We start from the raw sequence: 25,165 nt of genomic DNA, 5'->3' as shown, positions 1-25,165 counted from the left end.
GCGACGCGACGTCGCGGCACCGGCCGGAAAATCCGGCGACGGCACCGGACCGGCTCTGGCAGAGTCGGCGACCGTGACCGACGACGGGGACGCCCTACGGGCCGAGGTACGCCGGACCGTGCACACGCTCGTCGACTCCGGCCGGGAGGCGGGCGTGCAGGTGGCGGCCTACCGGCACGGCCGGCTGATCGTCGACGAGACCGCCGGGCTGGCCGACACCGCCACCGGCCGGCCGTTGACCGCCGACACCCCGATCTTCAGCGTCTCCACCGGCAAGGGCCTGACCAGCGGCGTCGTGCACGTCCTCGCCGAAGCGGGCCGGCTCGACTACGACCTGCGCGTCGCCGACGTCTGGCCGGAGTTCGCCCGGCACGGCAAGCACACCGTCACCCTGCGGCACGTGCTCACCCACACCGCCGGGGTGCCGGACCTGCCCGCCGACGTCACCCCGGCCGACTTCACCGACTGGGACCGGATGTGCGCCCTGGTCGCCGACGCGGTGCCCCGCTGGGCGCCCGGCGAACGGATCGCCTACCACGCGTGGACGTACGGCTGGCTGGTCGGCGAGGTGGTCCGCCGGGTCACCGGCCGGACGATCTCCACCGTGCTCGCCGAGGACGTGGCCGCCCCGCTGGGCGTCACCGGGGAACTGTTCCTCGGGGTGCCCGACGCCGACCTGCCCCGGCTGGCCACGTTGGAGGACAACGGCCTGGCCGACCTGATGACGTTCGCCTCCGCCCACCTGCCGCACTTCGACGCCGTCGCCCCACCGGCCGTCCGCCCCGACGCCACCATCGGCAGCCGACCCGACGTGCTGCGCGCCGACGTGCCCGCCGTGGGCACCCTCACCGCCCGCGCCGCCGCCCGGCTCTACGCCGCGCTCATCGGCGACGTCGACGGGGTCCGGCTGATCTCCGCCGACCGGCTGCGCCAGGTCGGCACCGTCGCCGTCCGGGGCGTCGAATGGGTGTTCGGGCAGGAGACGGCGTTCGGGCTCGGCTACGCCGTCGACGACGACGGCTCGTTCGGCACCTCCGGCAGCGGCGGCAGCCTCGCCTACGCGTACCCGGAACTGGGCCTGTCGGTGGCGGCGACCCGCAACCGGCTCGGCGCGAACGACGGCGACCCGATGGAGGGCCTGCGGACGCTGATCCGCGACACGGTCCGGGCCGCCCGCTGACCGCCGCGCCCGCTCAGCGGCGGGTCAGCCGGGCGCGCAGCCGGCCCACCGCGTCACCCACCACCGCCGAGGTCATCGGCAGCAGCGGACTCGACCGCATCAGGGCCACGTCCTCCGCCGGGCCGGTCGCCCCGTCGAGGAACCGCAGCACCCGCGACGCCGGGTTCCGGTCGAACAGCCGGTCGAAGAACTCCGGGCCAGCCACCGCCCCGGAATCCCACGCCCGCAACGCCACCGCGTCCATCCACCGGTGCCGCCCCGGGTACGCCGGCCGGGGCACCGGCGCACGGCCGGCGGCGAGCGCGGCGGCGACCTGCCCGGCCTGCCGGTGCATCGCCGAGAAGGTGAACCCGGTCGACGGGCGGGTCGCCCCACCGGCGGTGCCCAGCCGCACCACCCGGGGCGACGGCCGCTGGTCGAACGGCGCGTCCGTCATCGGGATCACCCCGTCCTCCACCTCCCGCACCCGCAACCCGGCCAGGTCCAGCCCGAGCAGCCCCGCGTACCCGCGCAGGCCGGCGTCGTAGCCCGCGTCGGTGAGCACCGCCGGGGAGAACTCGGTGTACTCGACCAGCGCGTACCGGTCGCTGACCGGCAGCACGTAACCGAACGACACCCCCCGGGCCGGCTGCGGGGTGCGGAAGTCCATCAGCACCGCCCGCCCCGGATCGAACACCGGCGTCGACGACTCCAACCACCAGCCCCGGAAGTGCTGCAACCAGGCCGTCCGACCGGGCCGGCGGGGCGGGCGGGGACGCGAGTCGAGCACCCACCCGGCGCGCAGCACCACCCGCCCGTCGGTGTCGCGCACCGTCACCGCCGTACCGTCGTCGTCGAGCGCCCCCACCGCCACGTCGTAGCGGGCCGCGCCGAGCCGCCGTTCCGCCTCGGCGGCCCGCGCGTAGACCGGGGCGGAGCGCAGCATCGCGTACCGCAGCGGAGCCAGCTCCAGCACCCGGGTGACCGCCGGGGTGGCCACCTCCACCCGCGACCAGCTGGCGCTGAGCATCGGCTCCAGCTCACCCCCCGGGGCACCCCAGAACGCCCAGGTGCGGTCCTGGCCGCGCTTGCGCACCGGGTCCACCACGGCCACCCGCAGCCCCGGCAGTTCGTGCCGGGCCAGCGCGGCGAGCACCAGCGAACCGGCCCCACCACCACCGACGACGGCCAGGTCGACCTCGCGCACACCCACCCGGCCACGCTGTCACACCGCCACCGGCCGGCCGCACCGGCCCCACCACCGGCATGCCCGGGGCGGACACCCGGCGGGGTGGGGTCGGGTAGCCTGCCGCCCCATGAGCCCGCCCGCCAACGCCCTCACCGCCCGCTGGGCGGCCCGCCTGGACGACCGGCAGACCGTCCTGTCCGGCGCCGGGGTGTACCCGCTGCTCGCCCTGCTCGCCCGGTACGCCACCGGCCCGGCCCGCGCCGAACTGCACGCCGTCGCCCCCACCCCGGCCACCCCGGTCGACTCCCCCACCACCCGCCTCGCGGCCGGATTCTGGTCACGCGCCGGGCTGCCCCTGGGCCGCCGCTGGCTGACCGAGGTGGACGCCGCGACTCGGGGCGAGCTGACCGGCGACCCGGCCGTCGACCAGCCCCGCCTCGACCGGTGGGCGCACGACCACACCGACGGCCTGATCCCCCGGATGCCCGTTCCGGTCGGGCCGGGCACCGCGCTGGTGCTGGCCACCGCGCTGAGCGTGCTCGTGGACTGGGCCACCCCGTTCCACCCCGCCCCCTGCCGGCCGACGGCCGGGCCGTGGCAGGGCCGCACCCTGGCCGGGCTGCACCGGGGCGGCGGCGACCCGGCGACGCTGCGGGTCGCCGACACCACCGCCGGCCCGGTCAGCCTGCTCACCGTCGCCGGGGACGCCGACGTCGACGTGCTGCTCGCCCTCGGCCCGGACGGGCAACCCGCCGCCCGGGTCCTCCCGGCCGCGATCGGGGCGCTCGACCACCCCGCGACCCTGCCCGCACCGGCCGGACCGGGCGTCACCGAGGACACCGTCGACGGGCACGACGACCGGCCGGAGCTGCTGGTGCGTACCGTCGGGTTCACCGTGACCGGCGAGCACGACCTGCTCGACCACGCCGACCTGTTCGGCCTCGCCACCGCCGCCCGCGACGGCGACCACTTCCCCGACATCAGCCCCCGGCTGTCGGTGTCCGACGCCCGGCAGAGCGCCCGCGCCGAGTTCACCACCACCGGCTTCCGGGCCGCCGCCGTCACCGCCCTGGCCATGCGGGCCGGCGGCGCGGCACCCCGCGCCACCGTCCGACGGCGACGGGTACGCCTCGACGTGGACCGGCCGTTCGGCTTCCTCGCCGTGCACCGTCCCACCGGCCTGGTGCTGGTCGCCGGCTGGGTGACCGACCCGACGCCGGCCTGACACCGGGGCGGCCACCGACACCGCGTAGGTTCGGTGGGACCGGACCACCGGCGGCGACGATCGGGGAACCAGCATGACGGACGGCACGCGGCACCCCCTGCGGGTCGGGCTGCTCGGCTACGGCGTCGCCGGCCGGGTGTTCCACGCCCCGCTGATCGCCGCCACCGGCGGGCTGCGGCTGGCCGCCGTCGTCACCGCCGACCCGCAACGCCGGCAGCAGGTCGCCGACGAACACCCCGACGCCCGGGTCGTCGACGACGCCGGGGCGTTGTGGGCCGACCCGGACGCCCTCGACCTGGTGGTGGTGGCCACCCCGAACAGCTCCCACGTCACCCACGCCCGGGCCGCGCTCGCCGCCGGGCTGCCGGTGGTGGTGGACAAGCCGCTCGCCGCCACCGCCGCCGACGCCCGCGCGCTGGTCGACGAGGCGGACCACCGGGGCGTCCCGCTGACCGTGTTCCAGAACCGCCGCTGGGACGGCGACTTCCGCACCGTACGACGGCTGGTCGGGGCCGGCGCGCTGGGCCGGGTGACCCGGTTCGAGTCCCGCTTCGAACGCTGGCGGCCGCAGATCCGGGCCGGCTGGCGTGAGGGCGGCGGCCCCGCCGACGCCGGGGGTGTCCTCTACGACCTCGGCGCGCACCTCGTCGACCAGGCCGTGCAGCTGTTCGGGCCGGTCGACACCGTCTACGCCGAGGTGGACCGGCGGCGACCCGGCGCGCAGGTCGACGACGACGCGTTCGTGGCGCTCACCCACGTCGGCGGGGTCCGCTCCCACCTGTGGATGAGCGCGGTCACCGCCCAGCTCGGCCCCCGGCTGCGGGTCCTCGGCGACCGGGCCGCGTACACCTGCCACGGCCTCGACGGGCAGGAGGACGCGCTGCGGCGCGGCGGCCGACCCGACGCCCCGGGCTGGGGCGAGGTCACCCCCGACCGGTACGGCCTGCTCGGCGCGGGTGACGACCTCCGCCCGGTACCCACCGAACCGGGCCGCTACCAGGACTTCTACGCCCAGGTCGAGACGGCGTTGCGCGGCGGCGGAACACTACCGGTGGACCCCCGGGACGCGGTACGCACGGTGGAGCTGATCGAGCTGGCGCACCGCAGCGCCGCCGAGCGGACCGTGCTGCCCGTCCCCGCCTGACGACGCGCGCGTGGGCTCCCCGCCCGCCTCACCCTGTGACCGCACCGGGTGCGGCGGCCGGTCGGGACGACGTGCCGGCATAGGCGGCGGCCACGGCGGCACGGTCGAACACCCGCCAGGTCCCCACCGCGACGACGAGGGCCACCACGAACCCCGCCCAGTAGGGCGTGGTCAGCCCGAACCTGCCGGCCACCACCCCGCCGAGCAGCGCGCCCGCGCAGTTGCCGCCGGCCGCGATGAACAGCGTCGTCGCACCGACCCGGCCACGCAGCTCCGACGGGGTCAACCGCTGCCGCAGCGAATGGAACACGATCCCCCACAGGGCACCGTGCACCCCGAACGCGAACAGCGCGAACCCGACGAGCCAGGCGCTGGTCGAGGCGGCCAACGCCAGGTGCAGCCCCGCCTCGACCAGCAACCCGACCCGCACCGTCCAGGTCGCGCCGACCCGGGCGATGAGCCGGTCACCGACCACCGCGCCGAGCAGCCCCCCGGCCGACATGCTGGTGAACAGCAGCCCGTAGCCGACGGAGTCCAGGCCGAGACGTTCGGTCGCCACCAGCACCAGCACCGCCATCGCGGCCGTCAGGGTGAGGTTGAGCAGGCCGATCAGCACGGCCATCGCGCGCAGCAGCCGCTGGCCGATCAGGAACCGGAAGCCCGCGCCGATCTCCGCCCGTATCGACCGGGTCCCCGCCGGGACCGCGTCCCCACCGCCCCGGAACGAGCCGCCGATCAGCACGACGAGCACGGCGCTGAGCGCGTACGTGCCGGCATTGGCGAGGAACGGGAGGCTCTCGGCGAGGACGAACAGGAACCCGCCGAGCGGACCCGCCAGCATCCCCTGCGCCAGGGTGGTGCCGCCGCCGAGCCAGCCGTTGGCCCGTTCCAGCCGGGCCGTGGGCACGATCGTCGGCAACATCGCCTGGCTGGCCGACCGGAACACGATCTCACCGGTGTTCACCACGAACAGCACGGCGTACAGCAGCGGTATCCCGGCCCGACCGGCCAGCATCGCCACACCCAACGACACCAGGGCGACCACCCGCACCCAGTCGATGACCACCATCAACCGCCGCCGGTCCAGCCGGTCGACCAGCACCCCGCCGGGCAGCGCGAACAGCAGCCAGGGCAGCCACGACGCACCGGCGGCGGCGGCGACCACCAGCGGATCGTCGCTGCGGGCCGCCGCGTACAGCGGTGCCGCCACCGTGGCCATACCGCTGCCCAGCGCCGACAGCGTGCTCGCCGCCCAGAGCCTGCCGAACCGGGCGTCCAGTCCCTCCCCCGTCACGGCCCGGCAACCTACCAGGACGCCCGGACACCGACCGCCGTCGGTGCCGGTCGACGGTCGGTCACCGAATTGCCGTTGAGCCGACCCGCCGCATCTGCCACCGTCAGCCGGTGACCGACGACGAAGAGCCGGGCCGGCCGCTCCCCGACACCGACTACCGCACCCTCAACCGGGCCAGTTGGGACGACCGGGCCGCCGCCCACGCCGCCTCCCCGGACTACGCCGTGGACCGGTTCGCCGCCGACCCGGCCTACCTCAGCGAGGTGGTCCGGTTCGACCTGCCCCGCCTCGGTGACGTGGCCGGGCTGCGCGGTGTGCACCTGCAGTGCCACATCGGCACCGACACCGTGTCGCTGCACCGGCTCGGCGCACGGATGACCGGCCTGGACTTCTCGGGCGCGTCGCTGGCCCAGGCGCGGGCCCTGGCCGGGCGCACCGGCGCGGCCGTCGACTTCGTCCAGGCCGACGTGTACGACGCGCCCGACGTGCTCGGTGTCGGCAATTTCGACCTGGTCTACACCGGGGTCGGCGCGTTGTGCTGGCTGCCGGACATCCGCCGCTGGGCGGGCGTGGTCGCCGCCCTGCTGCGTCCGGGCGGGCGGCTGTTCCTGCGCGAGGGGCACCCGATGTTGTGGGCCCTGGACGAGACCCGCCCGGACGGCCTGCTGGCGGTCGAGCACCCGTACTTCGAGCGTGCCGAACCGTTGGTGTGGGACGAGGGCGGCACCTACGTGAGCACCGAGGCCACCTTCACCCACAACACCACCCACGAGTGGAACCACGGGCTCGGCGAGGTGGTCACCGCCCTGCTCGACGCCGGGTTCGAGTTGACCATGTTCCACGAGCACGACAGCGCCCCCTGGGACGCGCTGCCGGGGCGGCAGACCCGCGACGCGTACGGCGAGTGGCGGCTGACCGAACGCCCGTGGCGGCTCCCCCAGACCTACACGCTCCAGGCCCGCCGCCGCTGATCTCGCCTGTCCGTCGGTGATGGCGGGCCATGGGTGTCGTCCGCGGGGTGGGTCACACCCCCTAAAGTGTCCTAGGAGGCTGGGTTGTCGGGTGCCGCAGGTGTCCGCGGTGTCCCGGCAATTCCGCCGCTCTCCGGCGGACGGGAAAACACGTGACGGCAACGAAGATTTCTCATTTACCCCGGTAGGAGGGCCCATCCCTCCTAGTGTTGGGCACACCGGTGCTAGTTACGGAGTTGGCCACCCGAACGACGTCCCACGCAGACAGCGGACGAAAAGTGAGGGAAGACGCGTATGAAGGCACAGAAGGTTCTCGTATCGACGGCGCTCGGCGTGGGACTCGGCACGCTCCTGCTCCCGACCGCCGCACTCGCGGACACCACGGTGTCGCCGGCCACCACGCCGGTCGGCGGGACGGTCGTGCTCACCGCGACGACCTGCAACCCCAAGTCGGGTGACGTGATCTTCCGGGTCACCGGACCGGACCGGGACCAGAACGTCCGCTCCACCACCGCCGCGGCCGGCGGCGGACTGAGCGCCGAACTCTTCACCGCCGGGTTCACCCTGGGCACCTACACCGTGGCCGCCACCTGCGGCGACGGCAGCTCCGCCGGCAGCGCCACCTTCACCGTCACGCCGATCGGCGCGGCACCCGCCGGGGCCGGCGGCGGCGCCGGCAACACCGGCCTGCTGGCCGCCGGAGGCGCCCTCGCCGGGGCCGCCGCGCTCGGCACCACCGTGCTGCTGCGCCGCCGACGCCGGGCGGCGGCGGGCACCGTCGCCTGACGACACGACAGGCGTCGGCCGACGACGCGCCACACCATCCCTGGGGACGGGTGCCCGCACCGAACCGGTACGGGCACCCCGACCACATCGGACGTCGGGGAGGACGGCGATGGGCGTACGCGAGTGGGCGGGCCGGACCCGCGCCGCCGTCACCGCGGTCACGGTGAGCGGCACCGCCGGGATCGCGCTGATCGCCGCCGGACTGACCCTCGGACCGGTCGGACCACCCCAGCCGAGCATCGACGTCAGCGGCGGCAACACCAGCCGCTCCCCCGTCCCGGCGCTGCCCCGCTCCACCCCGGTCCGCATCGACATCCCGGCCATCGGCGTGCACGCCGACCTGGTGCCGGTGGCCGGCGACCCGAACGGCACCCTGGAGGTGCCGCCGCTGGACCGGCCCACCGTCGCCGGCTGGTACCGGCCCGGGGCCAGCCCCGGCGAGGCGGGCAACGCCGTCGTCGTCGGGCACGTCGACACCCGCGACGGACCGGCGGTCTTCTTCGACCTCGGGCGGCTACGCCCCGGGGACACCGTCCGGGTCACCCGCGCCGACGGGCGGGTGGTGCGGTTCGCGGTCGACGGGGTCGGGGCGTACCCGAAGCGGAACTTCCCCACCGCGCTGGTCTACGGGCCGGGCGGACCGGGACCGACGCTGCGCCTGGTCACCTGTGGAGGACGGTTCGACGAACGGTCCCGCGACTACTCCGACAACGTCGTCGTGCGGGCCACCGCCGTCGGCTGACCCGCCCCGCCCGGTGTCGCGCCGACCCACTACGGTGGGCCGGCGGACGGGCGGCGAGGCGGAGGTACCCGGTGGAGCGGCGAGCGCTGACGACCCTGCTCGGACCCCGGCTCGGCACCCTGGTCGGCCGGCTGCGCCGACCCTCCGGCACGACGCCCGACCGGCCGGCCCGACGGGCCAACCCGGACGCCGTGGTCGACTGCGCGGTCTACGTCAACGGCCGCCGGGAGGCCGGCCGGCCGCACTACGCCGACGCGTACGCCCGCTCCCGGCACGGCCGCAACGCCTTCGTCTGGCTGGGTCTGCACGACCCGGGCGCGGCGGTGCTCGCCGCCGTCGGGCAGGTCTTCGGCCTCGACGAGCTGACCGTGGCGCAGGCGCTCGCCGACGGGCACCGCCCCACCGTGCAGCGGCACGGCCCGGTCACCCTGCTGGTGCTGCGCACCGCCGCCTACGTCGCCCAGGGCGAGCTGACCGCGACCTCCGACGTGGTGGACACCGGCGACGTGATGGTGCTGCTGGGCGACCGGTTCGTGGTCACCGTCCGGCACGGCGCTTCCGGTGCCCTCGCGCCGGTCCGCCGCGAGATCGAGGGCCGCCCGTCGCTGCTCGCCGAGGGCCCGTGGGCGGTGGCGTACGCGGTGACCGCCCGGATGGTCGACCTCTACCTGGAGGTCGCCGCCCACCTCGAACGGGACCTGGAACGCGTCGAGGAGAGCGTCTTCGCCCCCGACCACGCCGCCGACATCCAGCAGATCTACCAGCTCAAACGGGAGCTGGTGGAGTTCAAGCGGGCGGTCCTGCCGCTCCAGGAACCGCTGCGTGCCCTGGTCGCCGGCCCCGACGGCGGCCCGCCGTCGGGGCTGCGCCGCTGGTACGTCGACGTGGAGGGCCGGCTCACCCGGGCGGTCGACCGGATCACCGCCTACGACGAGCTGCTCAACTCGCTCCTGCAGTCCCGGCTGGCCCAGCTCGCCGTCGACCAGAACAACGACATGCGCAAGATCGCGGCGTGGGCGGCGATCGCCGCCACCCAGACGGCGGTGGCCGGGGTCTACGGGATGAACTTCGCCCGGATGCCCGAGCTGTCCTGGCGGTACGGCTACCCGGCCGCGCTGGCGCTGATGGCGACGGCGGCGCTCACCCTGCACCGGCTGTTCCGCCGCTCCGGCTGGCTCTGACCCCACCGCCCCGGTCAGGGCCCGTCCAGGTCGGACAGTTCCTCGTCGAGCAGCCGCGCCAGTATCCGGAACCGGTCGGGTTCGGTGTGCACGGTGATCCCCCGGCTGGGCGCCTCCACCGTCATCAGCAGGTAGAGGTAGAGCCGGTAGAGGCCGAGCCGGCGGCGTACCCCCGGCTCGTCCAGCGCCACCCGCTCCCCGGCCGTGCGGTAGCCGCGCAGGAACGGGTCGTCGGGGGTGTCCTCGGCGCGGCGGAACAGCAGCGGCGACACCAGGTCCAGCAGCGGATCGCCGTACAGGAACCGCTCACCGTCGACCAGTCCGCCGAGCCGGTGCCCGCCGGCCGGGCCCGGCACGGCGAGGACGTTGCCCGCCCAGCCGTCGAAGTGCAGCAACGCCGGACGGCGCACCACGTCCAGCACCCCGGCGTGCCGGGCGACCAGGGCCCGCAACCGGTCCGCCGGCAGCGGCAGCGGCACCGCCCAGTCCGCCGCGTCGGCGAGCAGGTCGTCCACCATCGCGGTGTACGCCGACCGCCAGGTCGGGCCGGCGGCCCGACCGCCGTCGTAGCCGTACCGGTCGCCGGTCACCCGGTGCAGGGCGGCGAACGCCGTGCCCAACCCGGTCCAGACCTCGTCGACCGGTACGCCGTCGGCGACGAGCGTGTACAGCATCCGACCGGGAAGGTGGCCGGTGAGCAGCCAGTCCCCGAGGGTCGGGTCACTGCCGTGGTGCAGCAGCGGGGGTACGGGCACGGTCGGCGCGTGCGCCGCCACCAGCCGCAGGTAGCGTGCCTCGGCGGCGATCAGGTCGCGTTCGTAGCGCAGCAGCGGCACCGACGGCGGTGGCCCCACCTTGAGCACCACGGCACGCCCGTCGTCGAGCCGGACCCACCAGACGGCGGCGAATCCGCCCCCGCTGAGCGGGCCGCAGTCGGTGACCCGTACGACGGGCCCGAGGGAGGCCGCGACGTACCGGTGGACCTGGTCGGTGTCGAGGAGGCGTTGGGTGGGGCTCACCGGCGTCCGCCCCCGTGCCGCCGGCTGTCCCGCTGTGCGACGTTCATGACCGCCCAGGCTAGCGGTGGACCGCCGCCACCTGCGGGGCGAGGACGGGCGTTCGCCCCGGGCATCGCCCTCCGCGTGGTATGTCGGGTTCGCACAGGTCGCCACCGCCCGCCTGCGCGGCCCGCCGGCCGGTACGGGGCGACATCGCCGTCGGTGTCCGGTTGGCGGGCCGACCGGCGCGCGGTCACCGCCGGTGTGTCGCCTCCCGGGGCCGGTGTCGCGTGGCCGGGGCCACCCCCACGGCGGAATCGTCGCCGGGGCCGGGGCGTTGTACCTGGCATACCACCGCCGCTCCCCACGGGGAGCAGGCCCCGGAACCCCGACCACGGAATGCGGTCGCCACCGGATTGGTTACCCCTCCCCCGGACGACGTCCGAGCAGGTCCCCCGGACCGCCGGACGTTTCCCTTGCGACTTCCGCGACGCCCCTCCCCCTTCCGGGGCGTCCACCGCACCCCCGACGCAGAGGAGCACCCCCATGCGTACCGACATCCTGCGCAAGACCGCCCTGACCGTCGCCGGCCTGGCCGCCACCGCCGGTGGCGTCGCCGGCCCCGCGATCGCCGCCCACGCCGCCGGGACCACCCGCCCCGCCGCCGTCCAGGCCGACCGCAGGCCGGCCGGCGAGCGCGAACTGAAGGTCGACTACGAGGCGCAGCCCAACTTCTACTACTGCGGCCCGGCCGCCGCCCGCAACGCGCTGAGCGTGCAGGGCAAGAACATCGACGTGGACACCATGGCCAAGCACATGCGCACCACCGAGGACGGCACCGACAGCATCAACGACATCACCCCGGTGCTCAACCGGGAGACCGGCCGCGACGCCTACCACAGCACCGAGATCCGCAGCAGCAAGGCCGACGACAAGCAGACCGACACGCTGCGCGCCGACATCGTCCGCGCCATCGACGACGGCCGCGCCGTGGTCGCCAACATCGCCGGCACCACCACCGACACCGACGGCAACGCCCACTCCTTCGAGGGCGGCCACTACATCAGCGTCACCGGCTACCACGACGGCGGCAGGACCGTCACCATCGCCGACTCCGCCAACCCGGACACCGCCTCCTACCGCATCACCGTCGACAACCTCGGCGACTGGATCGCCACCCGCGGCTACGCCTCCTGACCGCGGCACCCGGACGGGCCGACCCTGGGTCGGCCCGTCCGGCGGTTGCGGCAGGATGGGCGGGTGGCGAAACACGCATCCCACCGGCCCTGCCCCTGCGGCACCGGCCTGCCGTACGCCGAATGCTGCGGGCCGCTGCACACCGGCGACGGCACGGCCCCGACGGCGCAGGCGTTGATGCGCTCCCGGTTCAGTGCCTTCGCCGTCGGCGACGGCGACTACCTGCTGCGCAGCTGGCACTCCACCACCCGGCCACGCCGGCTGCACCTCGACCCCGCCACCCGGTGGACCCGGCTGGAGATCGTCGACAGCACGCACGGCGGCCTGCTGGACACCACCGGCACGGTGACGTTCCGCGCCCACTACCGCGAGGCCGGGCAGCCGGGCACGATGACGGAGCAGAGCCGGTTCGTCCGCGAGGACGGCAGCTGGGTCTACCTGGACGCGCTACCGGACTGACCGCGGCACCGCCGCCCGTGCCGACCCCCGGCAACCGGCGGTTCACCGCGCCACCGGCGTCGTCGGGCGGTCCGGCACCGTTGCCCGCTCCCCGGCCCGTCCCGACACCGCCAGCGCCCCGGCCACCAGCAGGTACGGCACGGCCGCCGCCACGAACGCCACCGGGTGCCCGCCGGTCACGGCGACCAACGCGTACCCGGCGTAGACCACGATCATGGCCAGGTCGGTGCCCATGCCCGCGACCGAGGTGACGGTGGCCCGCCCCGGGCCGGTGATCCGGTCCTGGAGGCGGGCGTCGGCGAGCACGGTGGCGAGTTGCAACCCGCAGAACGCCACCCCGAGCAGCAGGAAGCCCCCCGGATGCCGGACGGCGGCCCCGGCGGACAGGGCGACGGCGGCCAGGGCGAGCAGCGCCGCGTACCCGCGGGTGGTCAGGCGTTCCGCCGCCGGGGCGAGCAGGCCACCGACGGTCATCCCGATCCAGACCGGCAGGAGCAGCAGCGGCACCGTGGACGCGGCGACGCCGGTGTCGCGGGCCAGCAGCGGAGCGTACTCGTCGAGGGTGCCCCAGACCGCCGTCACCGCCGGGACGAGCAGCACGGCCGCCCGTACCCGTCGGTCGGCGCGGGCCTCGGCGAGGCCGGCGCGCAGGCTCGCCCACCAGCCCGGCCCGGGCGGCTCGTCGAAAGACGCGGTGCCGGGCGGCACGGCGGGCCGGTGTTCCGGGAAACGGGTGGCGACGGCGGCGGCGAGGACGGCGGACAGCACGCTCGCCGCACCGACCGCCCGGTATCCGCCGGCGGCGAGGACCGGGCCGGCCAGGCCCAGCGAGGCGAGCACCCCGAGCACCCCGGCGGTCCGGCCCCGCCCCATCGTGCGGGCGTAGCGTCCGGCCGCGCCGAGCCGGTCGAGTTCGGTGTAGACCAACGCCTCCAGGGCGCCGGAGCCGAGCGCCCCGCCGGCTCCCCAGAGGACGAAACCGAGCGCGAACGCCCACCACGACCCGGCCAGCACCCACAGGGCGAAGCAGCCCCCGGTGAGCAGCGGCGCGAGGCAGAGCAGCAGGCGTCGGGAGACCGTGTCGGCCCAGGCCCCGGAGGGGACCTCCAGCACGATCGCGGTCACCGACCAGATCACGAAGAGGGCGGAGATCTGCCCGACGGTGAGCCCGGTGTCGCTGAACAGCAGCACGTACACCGGGTAGAGCAGGACGAGATCGCTGAGGAACAGGTAGCCGTAGAGCGTGGCGGACAGCGTGCGGACACGGGTGTCGGGCACCCGCGCGGAGAGGGAGTTCATCAGGGCCTTTCCCGGGGACGGAACGGACGCGGGAGGTACGGCGTCCGTGGCGGTCCACGGTTTCGGCCTTCAGTGTCGGATCACCATCGCCAGGTCATGTGCCCGATGCTAGCCGGCTGCGGTCGGCGGCGTGGCCCCGGCGCGGTGTCCACCGCGCGACAGGGGGCGGAGCCTGGTCCGGCGTCCGCCCCCTGTCGCGCGGTGCGGTCACCGGCGGGAGGTGTCCGGGTCCAGCGGCGGGATGACCATGGTGGCCTCACTGTCGGTGGCGGACCCGTCGGCCGGCCCGGCCTGACGCGGCACGACCTGGGTCGCCTCCACGTCGTCGGGGCGGGTCACCACCTGGGTCCGCTCGGCGTCGTCGTCCACCGTCGCCGCCGGGGCGGGCGTGGTGGGGACCGGTGCGGCCGGGGCGGGCGTGGTGGTGGCGGGCACCGGCTGGGTGCGTTCGGCCTCCGCGTACGGGTCCAGCCGGGCCTCGACGTCGCGCCGGCCGGCCTGGTAGGCGCGGGCGTGGGTGGCGATGGTGCGCGACTCCTGCTCGGCGCGGCTCAGCCAGGACTCCCAGCGGGCCTGCATCGGGCGGACCAGCCCGCCGCCGACCCCGACGACGAGGATGCCGCCGACGGTGGCGAGCACGGCGACCAGCACCGGCGTGGTGACCGCGGTGGCGACGCCGATCTGGTTGAGCGCGGCGATCACGCCCAGGCCGAGGATGAACACCGAGGCGATGTTGGCCAGCACCCGGCCGTAGGACAGGCCGCCGAGCGCACTGCTGATGATGTCCTTGACCGCGTTGGCGATCGCGGCGGCGACGACCACGATGACGATCGCGACGAACGCCCGGGGCAGCCAGGCGATCACGCCGGCGATGAGGTCGGAGATCGGGTTCGGGCCCCAGATGCCGAAGGCGAGCTGGAGGGTCACCAGCAGCACCCCGTAGTAGGCGAGCTTGGCGACGATGTCGCTGGCGTCGTAGCGGGAACGGGCCAGCGCCGTCTTGATGCCGCCGCGTTCGACGGCCCGGTCGAAGTGCACCCGTTCCAGCACCTTGTCGACGATCCTGCGGACGGCCTTGGCGATCAGCCAGCCGGCCACCAGGATCGCCACGAAGGCGACCGCCTTGGGCAGGAAGAGCATCACCGCCCGCAGGGCGTCGCCCACCGCATCGCTGAACTTGTCTGTCATCGTGGTCCTCCACCGTCAGCTCGGTCGGCCCCCGAAGCTACCCCCGACCCGGTCGCCGGAAACCCGGCGGGCCCGGCCGGACGCCCGGCGCGGGGCCGGCCCGGTCAGCCCGACGTGCAGGCGGGCAGCAGTGACACCACGACCGGGCCGGTGGGCGCCGAGGCGTTGCCGGCGTCGTCGACGGCGACGACCTGGATCGGGATCCGGGTCGTCGCCGAGGGCGTCGGCAGGTCACCGAGGGTGCCCTGGAAGACGTCCGGCGCGGTCTGGTCCATGCCGACGGTCCGGGTGGCACCGTCGAGGGTGTACCGGAACACCACCCGGAGCAGGTCACCGGCGGCCCGGTCGTCGACGACCGTCGCGGTGACCGTGGTCGCGGTGACCGCGTCGGGGCAGCCCTGCGGCTCCACGGTGGTGGGGCTCACGTCGGGGGTGGACACCGTCGGCGGCGACACGTCCGGCGGCAGGAGCGGCGTGTTCGGCGTCGTCGGCGGCGCGGGGTCCGGCGTGCGTACCCGGGTGGTGGTCGCGGCGGCGGACCGGGTCGGGGCGGTGCTGGGCGGCGCGCCGGTGGTGCTCGCCGCCGGGGTGGGGGTGGGGCTCGGCTCCGCCGGAACGACGGTGATGGCCGGCGCGGCGGCCAGCGGCGCGGGGCTGCGGGTGGCGGCGGCGGTCGCTCCCGGCCCGGCGGCCCCGTCGGCGAGGGTGAGCGGACCGGACCGGCGGGCGGCGACGCCCAGCGCGACGACGCCGACCAGCAGGGTGGCGGTCAGGCCCACCCCGACCAGGACGCTACGCAGGCCGCCGCGCCGGTGGGCCGGGTGGGGCCCGGCGTCGGGGACGTCGGCGGGATCGCCGGCTCCGGGCGCCCCGTCGGGCAGCGGGAGGGACGCGGCGAGCAGCGCGACGCGCTGGGCGAGCTGACGCCGGCCGCGCTCCTCCCAGTCCCCGCCGTACGAACGGGCGGCGGTGTGTTCCAGCTCGGTGAGGAAGATCTCGGCGGGCTGGGTACGGTCGGCGGGGCACCAGGCCAGGCCGTGCCGGAGCAGGTCGTGCACGGTCGCCGGGGTCGGGGCGTCCGGGACCGGCGCGGCGCTGTGCTGGGCGCGCAGGGTCGCCGGGTCCCGCCCGTCGTAGGGGGGTCGCCCGGTGAGGCACTCGACGAACGTGGCGGTGGCGGCGTAGATGTCGCCGGCCGGCTCGGCGGGGGCCCCGGTCCACTGTTCGGGGGCCAGCCGGCGGCCGGTGCCGGTGGGCAGGACGATGGCGAGGTCGGTGAGTTTGCACCGCCCGTCCGGGGTGACGAGGACGTTCTCCGGCCGGTGGTCGCCGTGCACGACGCCCCGGGCGTGCGCGGCGGCGAGCCCGGCGAGCGAACCCTTGAGGACGCAGAGCGCGGCCTCCGGCGGGACCGGGCCGTGCGCGCGCAGCAGGTGGCGCAGCGCCACCCCGTTGACCAGTTCGGCGACGATCGCGGCGGCGGAGTGCGACTCGGCGTACTCGAAGAGCCGGCAGACGTGCGGGTCGTCCACGTCGACCAGCAGCCGCGCCTGCTCCCGGAAGGCCAGCCGGAAGGCGGGGTCGTCGCCGAGGGACGGGGTGAGGTAGCGGATGGCGACCGGGGTGCCGGTGGCGTCGTGGGTGGCGAGCAGCACCCGGCCGGACGTGCCCGTGCCGAGCTGCCGTACCGGGGTGTAGCCGGACAACCGCCAGTCGCCGGTCACCCGCCGGCCTTTCCGGTCCGCGGGGACTGGTCACAGGTCAGGGCCACACTGATCATTCTTACCCGGGGCGAGCTGCGGTCCATCGGCGCAACGGTTGTTTCCTCGCCTCCGGACGTCCGGCTGCGGAGATTAGTTCCGGTCACCGGTCGGGGTCGCCGGCCGGTCGCCCGGGTCGTGGCCGGTCGGGCCGGCGAGCTGCGGGGCGACGTCGGCGACGCGTTGCCGCATCGACCGCCGCCGCAGCGCGGCCAGGGCCTCGTCGACGAGGCGGCTCAGCGGGTACGCCAGCTCCGCCTCGAACCGGCGGGCGGCGGTGGCGGTGGCGGCGTACTCGGCGTGCAGGACGGGCAGCAGGTCCCGGGCCCGGTCGGTGGGGGTGACGACGCGGTGCCGGGCGTCGGCGCCGGGGGCGAGGGTGACCAGCCCGTCGGCCGCCATCCGGGCGACGGTCTGGCTGGCCGCGGAGTGGGTCACCCCGGTCGCCTGGGCCAGGGTACGGATCGACGCCGGGCCGAGCCGGTCCAGCGCGATCAGCACCGGGGTGTAGCGGGGGCGGAAGCCGGGCAGCCCGAGGTCGGTGTAGACGGCGGCGACGTCGCCGTCGAGCAGCTCCAGCAGGTGCCGCAGCCGGGTGCCGAGCAGCGCGGGGTCGGACGGTTCGTCGGGCATGCCGTAATGTAACAGCGCTGTTGTATCTCACACCCCGGGGAGGCCCACCGATGGACGAGCGGTACCCGCCGATCGAGCCGTACGACCGGGGCATGCTCGACGTCGGCGACGGCAACGAGGTCTACTGGGAGGTGTGCGGCAACCCGGCCGGCCGGCCGGCGCTGGTCGTCCACGGTGGACCGGGGTCGGGCTGCGGACCGTGGGCCCGGCGGTACTTCGACCCGGCCCGCTACCGGGTGGTCCTGTTCGACCAGCGCAACTGCGGGCGCAGCACCCCGCACGCCGCCGACCCGGCCACCGACCTGCGGCACAACACGACCGCCCACCTGGTCGCCGACATGGAGCGGCTGCGCGAGCACCTGGGCGTCGACCGGTGGCTGCTCTACGGCGGCTCGTGGGGCTCGACGCTGCTGCTGGCGTACGCGCAGCGGCACCCGCAGCGGGTGTCGGCGATCGTGATCGGGGCGGTCACCACCACCCGCCGGTCGGAGGTCGACTGGCTCTACCGGGGTGTCGGCAGGTACTTCCCCCGCGAGTGGGAACGGTTCCTCGCCGGTGCCGGCGTCGGCCCGCACGACGACGTGGTCGGCGCGTACGCCCGGCTGGTGGAGGGCCCCGACCCGGAGGTCCGCGAGCGGGCGGTGCGGGACTGGTGCGCCTGGGAGGACGCGGTGGTCTCCGCCGAGGGGGTGGGCAACCCGTACGGCGACCGCCCGTCGGCCGAGCGGACCGCGATGGTGCGGATCTGCGCGCACTACTTCTCCCAGGGGGCCTGGCTGGCCGAGGGTGAGCTGATCCGGCGGGCCGACCGGCTCGCCGGCATCCCGGGGGTGCTGATCCACGGCCGGGTCGACCTGGGCAGTCCGCTGGTCACCGCCTGGGAGCTGCACCGGGCCTGGCCGGATTCGCGCCTGCACGTGGTCGAGGGGGCGGGACACTTCGGCACGGTGGAGACCCGGCGGCACCTGCTGGCCGCCCTGGACGGCTTCGCCACCGCCGGCTGAGCGGCCGGCCCGGAACCACCGCACCGACGGCAGGAGATTCGGACGGTTCTGCCCGGCACGCCGCGAAGACGGGCAGAATCGATCGACGACGCCCTCTAGCGCCGACCACCGACGTGACAATATCCTCCATCTCACGCGGAATCGTTGGAGCTAGTTTTCACGTTCGTCGCCAGTGCCGCCGCCGGCCGCCGAGGAGATGCCATGTCCGTCGTACGCCCCGCCCTCGACCGTCGTACGCTGCTGCGGGCCGGCCTCGGCGCGGCCACCGTCGCGGTCGTCGGGTCCGACCTGGCGCTGCCGGACGCCGCCCGGGCCGCCCTCCCCGGCGCGGACCTGGACTGGATCATCGGCTGCGACGAATGGGAAGCCCGCCCGCCGGCCGACCCGCTGTCGGTCAGCACCATCCCCACCAACAAGATCATCGTGCACCACATGGCCTTCCCGAACGTCACCGACCACACCCGGGAACAGGCCGTCAAGCTGGCCCACGACTGCCAGGACCTGCACATGGACGGCAACGGCTGGTCCGACACCGGCCAGCACTTCACCGTCAGCCGGGGCGGGTACGTCCTGGAGGGACGGCACGGCAGCCTGGAGCGGCTGCGCGCCGGCGACCGGCAGATGGTCTCGGCGCACTGCCCCGGCGAGAACGGCCGGGCCATCGGCATCGAGAACGAGGGCACCTACGTCACCGACACCCCGCCACGGGCACTGCTCGACTCCCTGGTCCGGCTCTGCACCACCATCTGCCGGCAGTACGGCCTGCACGCCCACGACATCTTCGGCCACTGGGACTTCCGCGTCACCCAGTGCCCCGGCGCGCAGTTCTACCGCCTGTTCCCCGAGGTGCGCCGGGAGGTGTTCCGCCGGCTCGGCACCCGACTGGTCGACGTGCCGGCCCGCCGCTGGCCCGACCTGTGGCGCTTCGTCAACGCCCCCGGCGTCCAGGTCGCCCAGTACCTGCTGGCCCACCGGGGCTACCCGGTCACCCCGAGCGGCACGTTCGACGCCGCCACCGTCGCCGCGGTCGGCGACTGGCAGGCCCGCAACGGCATCCCGGTCGACGTCGACGCCACCCTGACCGCCCCCACCTGGGAGACCCTCGCGCCCGAACTGGACCGCGACGCCACCGGCCTGCCCGTGCAGGCGGTGCAGTTCATCCTGAACTGGAAGGGCTACGCCGAGGTCACCGTCACCGGCAGCTACGACCCGGCCACCCGCCGCGCCGTGCAGGACCTCCAGGCGCTGCACGGCCTGCCCCGCACCGGCAGGGTCTCCACCGGCACCTGGTGCGCCCTGGTCGGCGGCGTCGTGCGGCAGTCGCTGCGGCACTGACCCGCGCCACACGGCCAGGCTGTTTGGGCGGCGGCGGCAACGGGGAGTGTGGCCGGCATGACGTGGGCCCGCCGCACCGTACCCGTGATCGCCGCCGCCGTCGCCGGCCTCGCCGCCCGGGACGTCCTCCAACGAGACCATGCGCTGCTGCGCAACTTCCCGCTCGTCGGACGGGCCCGGTACCTGCTGGAGGCGATCGGCCCGGAGCTGCGGCAGTACATCGTCGCCGGCAACGACGAGGAACGGCCGTTCACCCGGGACCAGCGGCGGTGGATCTACGCCTCGGCCAAGCAGGAGAACAACTACTTCGGGTTCGGCACCGACAACGACATCGAACGCAGCCCCGGCTACCCGATCATCAAGCACCGCACGTTCGCCCCGACCGTCCCGCCGTCGCACCCGAGGGCCGGGCACGACGTACGGCTGCCGGCGGCCAAGGTGCTCGGTGGGCCACGCGGACGGGCCAAGGCGTTCCGCCCCGGGTCGGTGGTCAACATCTCCGGGATGAGCTTCGGCTCGCTGTCCGGCAACGCGGTTTCCGCCCTCAACCAGGGGGCGGCGCTGGCCGGCTGCCTGCAGAACACCGGCGAGGGCGGGCTGTCGCCGTACCACCGCCACGGCGGCGAGCTGGTCTTCCAGCTCGGTACGGCGTACTTCGGCTGCCGGGACGCCCAGGGCCGGTTCGACCTCGCCCGGCTGCGCGACCTGGTCGCCGGAGCCCCGGTGCGGGCCCTGGAGATCAAGCTCAGCCAGGGCGCGAAGCCCAGCCTGGGCGGGCTGCTGCCCGGGGCGAAGGTGTCCGCCGAGATCGCCGCCACCCGGGGCATCACCCCCGGGCAGGACTGCGTGAGCCCGTCGCGGCACGCCGAGTTCTCCGACTGCGACAGCCTGCTGGACTGGGTGGAGCTGCTGGCCGCCGAGACCGGACTGCCGGTCGGCATCAAGTCCGCCGTCGGCGACCTGGGGTTCTGGGAGGAGCTGACCACGCTGATGCGCGACACCGGCCGGGGCGTCGACTTCGTCACCGTCGACGGCGGCGAGGGCGGCACCGGGGCCGCACCGCTGATCTTCACCGACTCGGTGTCGCTGCCGTTCCAGCACGGCTTCGCCCGGGTCTACCGGACCTTCGCCGAGCGGGGGCTGCACGAACAGACCGTCTTCGTCGGCGCGGGCAAGCTGGGCCTGCCGGACAACGCGGTGGTGGCCTTCGCGCTCGGCTGCGACCTGGTCAACGTGGGCCGGGAGGCGATGCTGGCGATCGGCTGCATCCAGGCGCAGAAGTGCCACACCGACACCTGCCCCACCGGCGTGGCCACCCAGAACGCCTGGCTGGCCCGGGGCCTGGACCCGGCCCGCAAGTCGGTGCGGGCGGCGAACTACATCGGCACGCTGCGCCGCGACCTGGTCAAGGTGGCCGAGGCGTGCGGCGTCGAGCATCCGGGGCTGATCGACACCGACGCCGTCGAGATCCTCGACGGCCGGACCTCGGCCCGGCCGCTGCGGGAGGTCTACGGCTACCAGCCGCACTGGGGGCTGCCGTCGGCCGCCGACCGGGCCGCGATCGCCCGGCTGATGGCTGGCGAGGCGCCCCGGGGCGGCAGCGCCCTCCCCTCGGCCACCGCCCAGGGCTGACCATGATTTCGGCAGCTCAGCACACGTAATCGAACATGTGTGCGAACATGGTTCGGTGTCGACCGGAGCCAGCATCCTGCACGCCGACCTGGACGCCTTCTACGCCTCGGTCGAGCAGCGGGACGACCCCCGCCTGCGCGGCCGGCCGGTGATCGTCGGCGGCGGGGTGGTCCTCGCGGCCAGCTACGAGGCCAAGGCGTACGGCGTACAGAGCGCGATGGGCGGCCGGCAGGCCCGACGGCTCTGCCCTCAGGCGATCGTGGTGCCGCCGAGGATGGCGGCGTACACGGCGGCGAGCCGGGCCGTGTTCGCCATCTTCCGGGACACCACCCCCTGGGTGGAGGGGCTCTCCATCGACGAGGCGTTCCTCGACGTGGGTGGGCTGCGCCGGCTCTGCGGGTCACCCGCGCAGATCGCCACCCGGCTGCGCCGGACGGTCCGCGACCAGGTCGGGCTGCCGATCACCGTCGGGGTGGCCCGGACGAAGTTCCTCGCCAAGGTCGCCAGCGGGGTGGCCAAGCCGGACGGACTGCTGGAGGTGCCGCCCGACGGCGAGCTGGCGTTCCTGCACCCGCTGCCGGTGGAACGGCTCTGGGGCGTCGGCCCGGTCACCGCGGCGAAGCTGCGCGCCCGGGGCGTCCACACCGTCGGCCAGGTCGCCCGCCTCGACGTCCCGGCCCTGGAGTCGCTGCTCGGCGCGGGCGCGGGCCGGCACCTGCACGCGCTGGCCCACAACCGCGACCCACGGCCGGTGCAGGTGGGCCGCCGCCGGTCGTCGATGGGCGCGCAGCACGCCCTGGGGGCCGGGCCGCACTCCCCCGCCGACGTCGACGCGACGCTGGCCGGGCTGGTCGACCGGGTGGCCCGCCGGATGCGGGCCGCCGGCCGGGCCGGCCGGACGGTGACCCTGCGGCTGCGGTTCGCCGACTACACCGCGGCCACCCGGTCGCGGACCCTGCGCCGGGCCACCGACCGCACGGCGTCGCTGCTGGCCGCCGCCCGGTCGCTGATGCGGGCCGCCCAGCCCGAGCTGGACCGACGGGGGATCACCCTGGTCGGGGTGGCGGTGGGCAACCTCGACGACGCCCCGGTCCAGCCCGAACTGCCGTTCACCCCCGACCGGGAGATCGAGCTGGACACCGCCGTCGACGCCGTCCGGGACCGGTTCGGCGCGGCGGCGCTGACCCGGGCCACCCTGCTCGGCCGTCGCCCCGGTCTGGAGATGCCCCGATTGCCCGACTGATCCGTCGGGGCTTCCCCGGCCCCGTCGGCTCGGGCATGCTGGGTCGATGGGAGAGGTACTGCCGATGCCCAGCTTCGGTGACCTGTTCACCGACGTACGGGGCGACGAACGGACGATGCGGGTCAGCTACCACCCGGAGCGGGGTGCGGTGGTGCTGTCCCTGTGGAGCGGCACGACCTGCCGGGGGTCGTTCCGGATGGCCGTCGACGACGTGTCCCGGCTGCGCACCGTGCTGGCCGAGGTGGAGGCGTCGCTCACCCCGACCACGGTGCTGCCGGCCGTCCCGCCCGTCTCCCGGCCACCCGCCCCCACCGGAGCCCCCACCCGGGTCGCGCCCCGGCCACCGGCCGTCGACCAGACCGGCGACATCTCGGGCACCGCCCACCGGGGGATGCTGCCGGTCCCCCGGGTGGCCTGACCGCGCAGGCCGCCCCGGGGCGCTCACCAGGCGCAGGGGGCGTAGTCCTTGAGGAAGCAGCCGTACAGTTCCTCGCCCCGCTCGCCACGGACGATCGGGTCGTACACCCGGGCGGCTCCGTCGACCAGGTCCAGCGGGGCGTGGAACCCCTCGTCGGCCAGGCGCATCTTCGTCGGGTGCGGGCGCTCGTCGGTGATCCACCCGGTGTCGACGCTGGTCATCAGGATGCCGTCGGCGCGCATGTCCTCGGCGCTGGTGCGGGTGAGCATGTTCAGCGCCGCCTTCGCCATGTTGGTGTGCGGGTGCCCCGCCCCCTTGTAGCCCCGGGCGAACTGCCCCTCCATCGCCGACACGTTCACCACGTACGCCCGCCCGGTCGGTGCGGCGGCCAAGGCCGGCCGGAGCCGGCTGACCAGCACGAACGGGGCCGTCACGTTGCACAGCTGCACCTCGAGCAGCTCGACCGGGTCGACCTCGTGCACCCGCTGCACCCAACTGTTGGTGTCCCCGAGGTCGGGGGCGAGCCCACCGGCGTCGACGGCGGTGGCGGCGGCGATCCGCTCCGGCGTCGCGGACCGGCCGGTCAACGCCAGCGCGGTGAGGGCGTGCGGGGCGATGGTGGGCGTCGGCAGGGTGCCCTCGGGCAGCGCCAGGGTGACGCCCCGGCCGCCGGTGAAGGTGAGCAGTTCCGGCAGCGGCCCGTCGGGCAGCGCCGCCGACTCGGCGGCGACCAGGTGGGCGTACGCGCCGGGGGTGCGGCGTACGGTCTGCGCGGCGTTGTTGATCAGGATGTCCAGCGGGCCCTGCGCGGCGACCGAGTCGGCCAGCGCCACCACCTGGGCGGGGTCGCGCAGGTCGATGCCGACCACCCGGAGCCGGTGCAGCCAGTCGGCGCTGTCCGGCATGGCGGTGAACCGGCGGACCGCGTCGTGCGGGAACCGGGTGGTGATCGTGGTGTGCGCGCCGTCGCGCAGCAGGCGCAGCGCGATGTACATGCCGATCTTGGCGCGGCCCCCGGTGAGCAGGGCCCGCCGCCCGGTCAGGTCGCACCGCGCGTCGCGGCGTTCCCGGTTGACGGCGGCGCAGTCGGGGCAGAGCTGGTGGTAGAACGCGTCCACCTGGCGGTACCGGGTCTTGCAGATGTAGCAGCCGCGCGGGTTGATCAGCGTCCCGGCGGTGTCCCCGGCGGTGGGTGAGGCCAGCGGGATGCCCTTGGTCTCGTCGTCGATCCGCCCCGGGGCGCCGGTGGCGGTGGCGGCCGTCACGGCCCGGTCGTGCGCCAGGACGGCGTCCCGCCGCTCCTCGCGTCGCCGCTGCTTCACCATCTTGAACAGCCGGGCGGTGGCCCGCTGCACCCGCACCACGTCCGGGTGGTCGCTGGGCAGCGACTCCAGCGCCGCGAAGACCCGCAGCGCGGCCGCCAGGTCACCCTGGTCGACACCGGGGGTGCCGGCGTCGGGGACCGGTTGTCCGACGTTGTCCACCGTCATGTCCGCTATCGTCCCGCCCTCGCGCCCGGGGCCGACCGCCGGCCCGACCCGGGAACTCTACGCACCCGGGCCGGGCCGACGCGACGTCCGCGCCTGACCTCGGCGGTGAGCTGGGCCACCGCCGGCCGGCGGGACCGCCCCACAGGTCAGGGCAGCTTGATGCTGCGGGTGTTCGGGAAGCTGTACGGGCAGGACCCCGACGAGCCGGTGCCCACCACGACGTACCCGGCCGGAATGGGCGACACCGAGCAGATCGTGGTGATGCCGGTGGTGGACGGGGTGGTGATGGTCCACGTGTTCGGGAAGCTGTACGGGCAGGACCCCGACGAGCCCTCAGCCACGATCACGAACCCGGTCGGCAGGGTCGCCGCCTTGCACACCACGCTCGCCGAACCGGTGGGTGGGATGCGGATCGTCCAGGTGTTGGGGAAGCTGTACGGGCAGGACCCCGACGAACCCTCCGCGACGATCACGTAGCCGGTCGGGATGGCGGAGGCCTTGCACACCACGGTGGTCGAGGTGGTCGACGGGGTGGTGATGGTCCAGGTGTTGGGGAAACTGTACGGGCAGGACGCCGACGAACCCTCCGCCACGATCACGTAGCCGGCGGGGATCGGTGAACTCTTGCAGATCGTCGTCGTCGCGGCGTTGGCCGGCGTGGCGACGGTGAGCGTGGCGGCCACCCCCGCGACCAGGACGGCGAGGGCGGCCAACACGGTGCGCAGGGGGGTGGTCGTTCCCGGGCCCCGCCGCCGCAGCGGCAGGCCCGTCCGGGCGATCCAGTTCACGCGGGATTCCCTTCACTCACGGAGCGCGCG

Annotated in this window: 23 protein-coding genes; 14 read left to right on the top strand and 9 right to left on the bottom strand. The window is 75.2% G+C overall.

What is annotated here, in order from left to right:
- Positions 1–73 precede the first annotated feature (73 nt).
- Positions 74–1,180 carry a serine hydrolase domain-containing protein gene (locus tag FJK98_RS17380; protein ID WP_145919952.1) on the top strand — a complete coding sequence of 369 codons (1,107 nt, stop codon included), beginning with the start codon at positions 74–76 and terminating at the stop codon, positions 1,178–1,180.
- A 13-nt stretch (positions 1,181–1,193) separates the two neighbouring features.
- On the opposite strand, the gene FJK98_RS17375 is transcribed toward FJK98_RS17380, so the two are convergent.
- Positions 1,194–2,372: a lycopene cyclase family protein gene (locus tag FJK98_RS17375; protein ID WP_145919951.1), complete on the bottom strand. Its 1,179-nt coding sequence runs from the start codon at positions 2,370–2,372 to the stop codon at positions 1,194–1,196.
- A 103-nt stretch (positions 2,373–2,475) separates the two neighbouring features.
- Here FJK98_RS17375 and FJK98_RS17370 point away from each other — a divergent pair, with 103 nt between their 5' ends.
- Positions 2,476–3,573 carry a serpin family protein gene (locus FJK98_RS17370; protein WP_145919950.1) on the top strand — a complete coding sequence of 366 codons (1,098 nt, stop codon included), beginning with the start codon at positions 2,476–2,478 and terminating at the stop codon, positions 3,571–3,573.
- Between the two features lie 73 nt (positions 3,574–3,646).
- Complete coding sequence (locus FJK98_RS17365) at positions 3,647–4,717, top strand: Gfo/Idh/MocA family oxidoreductase (protein WP_145919949.1); 1,071 nt, start codon at positions 3,647–3,649, stop codon at positions 4,715–4,717.
- Between the two features lie 28 nt (positions 4,718–4,745).
- On the opposite strand, the gene FJK98_RS17360 is transcribed toward FJK98_RS17365, so the two are convergent.
- Positions 4,746–6,011 carry an MFS transporter gene (locus FJK98_RS17360; RefSeq protein ID WP_145919948.1) on the bottom strand — a complete coding sequence of 422 codons (1,266 nt, stop codon included), beginning with the start codon at positions 6,009–6,011 and terminating at the stop codon, positions 4,746–4,748.
- Between the two features lie 110 nt (positions 6,012–6,121).
- On the opposite strand from FJK98_RS17360, the gene FJK98_RS17355 reads away from it, so the two are divergent.
- The 4 genes from FJK98_RS17355 (at position 6,122) to FJK98_RS17340 (ending at position 9,691) form a co-directional block, all read left to right on the top strand.
- Positions 6,122–6,982 carry a bifunctional 2-polyprenyl-6-hydroxyphenol methylase/3-demethylubiquinol 3-O-methyltransferase UbiG gene (locus FJK98_RS17355; RefSeq protein ID WP_145919947.1) on the top strand — a complete coding sequence of 287 codons (861 nt, stop codon included), beginning with the start codon at positions 6,122–6,124 and terminating at the stop codon, positions 6,980–6,982.
- 294 nt (positions 6,983–7,276) lie between these two features.
- On the top strand, positions 7,277–7,768 hold the full coding sequence (locus FJK98_RS17350; protein WP_145919946.1) for a hypothetical protein: 492 nt from the start codon (positions 7,277–7,279) through the stop codon (positions 7,766–7,768).
- 109 nt (positions 7,769–7,877) lie between these two features.
- Complete coding sequence (locus tag FJK98_RS17345; RefSeq protein ID WP_088645843.1) at positions 7,878–8,510, top strand: class F sortase; 633 nt, start codon at positions 7,878–7,880, stop codon at positions 8,508–8,510.
- Between the two features lie 71 nt (positions 8,511–8,581).
- Positions 8,582–9,691, top strand: coding sequence for a magnesium and cobalt transport protein CorA (locus FJK98_RS17340; protein WP_240762105.1), 1,110 nt, complete (start codon positions 8,582–8,584; stop codon positions 9,689–9,691).
- A gap of 14 nt (positions 9,692–9,705) precedes the next feature.
- On the opposite strand, the gene FJK98_RS17335 is transcribed toward FJK98_RS17340, so the two are convergent.
- Positions 9,706–10,710, bottom strand: a complete 1,005-nt coding sequence (locus FJK98_RS17335) for a phosphotransferase family protein (RefSeq protein WP_145919945.1) — start codon at positions 10,708–10,710, stop codon at positions 9,706–9,708.
- A gap of 525 nt (positions 10,711–11,235) precedes the next feature.
- Between FJK98_RS17335 and FJK98_RS17330 the strand changes: the two genes are divergently transcribed.
- Positions 11,236–11,886 (top strand): C39 family peptidase, encoded by a 651-nt coding sequence (locus FJK98_RS17330; protein ID WP_145919944.1) that lies wholly within the window; start codon positions 11,236–11,238, stop codon positions 11,884–11,886.
- Between the two features lie 63 nt (positions 11,887–11,949).
- The gene (locus tag FJK98_RS17325) at positions 11,950–12,345 is read left to right on the top strand and encodes a YchJ family protein (protein WP_145919943.1); all 396 of its coding nucleotides are present in this window, start codon (positions 11,950–11,952) and stop codon (positions 12,343–12,345) included.
- A 42-nt stretch (positions 12,346–12,387) separates the two neighbouring features.
- On the opposite strand, the gene FJK98_RS17320 is transcribed toward FJK98_RS17325, so the two are convergent.
- From FJK98_RS17320 to FJK98_RS17305, 4 genes are all read right to left on the bottom strand, one after another.
- Positions 12,388–13,644 carry an MFS transporter gene (locus FJK98_RS17320; RefSeq protein ID WP_145919942.1) on the bottom strand — a complete coding sequence of 419 codons (1,257 nt, stop codon included), beginning with the start codon at positions 13,642–13,644 and terminating at the stop codon, positions 12,388–12,390.
- Positions 13,645–13,851: 207 nt separating this feature from the next.
- Positions 13,852–14,832, bottom strand: a complete 981-nt coding sequence (locus tag FJK98_RS17315; RefSeq protein WP_228544494.1) for a hypothetical protein — start codon at positions 14,830–14,832, stop codon at positions 13,852–13,854.
- A 104-nt stretch (positions 14,833–14,936) separates the two neighbouring features.
- The gene (locus FJK98_RS17310; protein WP_145919941.1) at positions 14,937–16,556 is read right to left on the bottom strand and encodes a serine/threonine-protein kinase; all 1,620 of its coding nucleotides are present in this window, start codon (positions 16,554–16,556) and stop codon (positions 14,937–14,939) included.
- Between the two features lie 129 nt (positions 16,557–16,685).
- Positions 16,686–17,225 carry a MarR family winged helix-turn-helix transcriptional regulator gene (locus FJK98_RS17305; protein WP_145919940.1) on the bottom strand — a complete coding sequence of 180 codons (540 nt, stop codon included), beginning with the start codon at positions 17,223–17,225 and terminating at the stop codon, positions 16,686–16,688.
- Between the two features lie 50 nt (positions 17,226–17,275).
- Between FJK98_RS17305 and pip the strand changes: the two genes are divergently transcribed.
- The 5 genes from pip to FJK98_RS17280 all read left to right on the top strand — a co-directional run bounded on the left by pip (position 17,276) and on the right by FJK98_RS17280 (position 22,857).
- The gene (gene pip, locus FJK98_RS17300) at positions 17,276–18,229 is read left to right on the top strand and encodes a prolyl aminopeptidase (RefSeq protein WP_145919939.1); all 954 of its coding nucleotides are present in this window, start codon (positions 17,276–17,278) and stop codon (positions 18,227–18,229) included.
- Between the two features lie 201 nt (positions 18,230–18,430).
- Positions 18,431–19,564, top strand: a complete 1,134-nt coding sequence (locus FJK98_RS17295; protein ID WP_145919938.1) for an N-acetylmuramoyl-L-alanine amidase — start codon at positions 18,431–18,433, stop codon at positions 19,562–19,564.
- A 57-nt stretch (positions 19,565–19,621) separates the two neighbouring features.
- Positions 19,622–21,196, top strand: a complete 1,575-nt coding sequence (locus tag FJK98_RS17290; protein ID WP_145919937.1) for an FMN-binding glutamate synthase family protein — start codon at positions 19,622–19,624, stop codon at positions 21,194–21,196.
- A gap of 55 nt (positions 21,197–21,251) precedes the next feature.
- The gene (dinB, locus tag FJK98_RS17285; protein WP_145919936.1) at positions 21,252–22,439 is read left to right on the top strand and encodes a DNA polymerase IV; all 1,188 of its coding nucleotides are present in this window, start codon (positions 21,252–21,254) and stop codon (positions 22,437–22,439) included.
- A gap of 46 nt (positions 22,440–22,485) precedes the next feature.
- Positions 22,486–22,857 carry a hypothetical protein gene (locus FJK98_RS17280; RefSeq protein ID WP_145919935.1) on the top strand — a complete coding sequence of 124 codons (372 nt, stop codon included), beginning with the start codon at positions 22,486–22,488 and terminating at the stop codon, positions 22,855–22,857.
- A gap of 23 nt (positions 22,858–22,880) precedes the next feature.
- On the opposite strand, the gene FJK98_RS17275 is transcribed toward FJK98_RS17280, so the two are convergent.
- Both FJK98_RS17275 and FJK98_RS17270 read right to left on the bottom strand, forming a co-directional pair.
- Positions 22,881–24,347: an SDR family oxidoreductase gene (locus FJK98_RS17275; RefSeq protein WP_145919934.1), complete on the bottom strand. Its 1,467-nt coding sequence runs from the start codon at positions 24,345–24,347 to the stop codon at positions 22,881–22,883.
- 146 nt (positions 24,348–24,493) lie between these two features.
- Positions 24,494–25,135 (bottom strand): hypothetical protein, encoded by a 642-nt coding sequence (locus tag FJK98_RS17270; protein WP_145919933.1) that lies wholly within the window; start codon positions 25,133–25,135, stop codon positions 24,494–24,496.
- Positions 25,136–25,165 lie beyond the last annotated feature (30 nt).

This window comes from Micromonospora sp. HM134 (assembly GCF_007833915.1).
GTDB lineage: Bacteria > Actinomycetota > Actinomycetes > Mycobacteriales > Micromonosporaceae > Micromonospora > Micromonospora wenchangensis.
The sequence above is the reverse complement of the archived record's forward strand: the minus strand, read 5'-3'. Positions and strand labels throughout refer to the sequence as shown.

Bases quoted from the DNA above. Each gene is read 5' to 3' on its own strand.
- FJK98_RS17370 (WP_145919950.1), top strand. From the start codon at position 2,476: ATGAGCCCGCCCGCCAACGCCCTCACCGCCCGCTGGGCGGCCCGCCTG.
- FJK98_RS17365 (WP_145919949.1), top strand. From the start codon at position 3,647: ATGACGGACGGCACGCGGCACCCCCTGCGGGTCGGGCTGCTCGGCTAC.
- FJK98_RS17350 (WP_145919946.1), top strand. From the start codon at position 7,277: ATGAAGGCACAGAAGGTTCTCGTATCGACGGCGCTCGGCGTGGGACTC.
- FJK98_RS17345 (WP_088645843.1), top strand. From the start codon at position 7,878: ATGGGCGTACGCGAGTGGGCGGGCCGGACCCGCGCCGCCGTCACCGCG.
- FJK98_RS17330 (WP_145919944.1), top strand. From the start codon at position 11,236: ATGCGTACCGACATCCTGCGCAAGACCGCCCTGACCGTCGCCGGCCTG.
- FJK98_RS17320 (WP_145919942.1), bottom strand. From the start codon at position 13,644: ATGAACTCCCTCTCCGCGCGGGTGCCCGACACCCGTGTCCGCACGCTG.
- FJK98_RS17315 (WP_228544494.1), bottom strand. From the start codon at position 14,832: ATGACAGACAAGTTCAGCGATGCGGTGGGCGACGCCCTGCGGGCGGTG.
- FJK98_RS17305 (WP_145919940.1), bottom strand. From the start codon at position 17,225: ATGCCCGACGAACCGTCCGACCCCGCGCTGCTCGGCACCCGGCTGCGG.
- pip (WP_145919939.1), top strand. From the start codon at position 17,276: ATGGACGAGCGGTACCCGCCGATCGAGCCGTACGACCGGGGCATGCTC.
- FJK98_RS17295 (WP_145919938.1), top strand. From the start codon at position 18,431: ATGTCCGTCGTACGCCCCGCCCTCGACCGTCGTACGCTGCTGCGGGCC.
- FJK98_RS17290 (WP_145919937.1), top strand. From the start codon at position 19,622: ATGACGTGGGCCCGCCGCACCGTACCCGTGATCGCCGCCGCCGTCGCC.
- FJK98_RS17280 (WP_145919935.1), top strand. From the start codon at position 22,486: ATGGGAGAGGTACTGCCGATGCCCAGCTTCGGTGACCTGTTCACCGAC.
- FJK98_RS17275 (WP_145919934.1), bottom strand. From the start codon at position 24,347: ATGACGGTGGACAACGTCGGACAACCGGTCCCCGACGCCGGCACCCCC.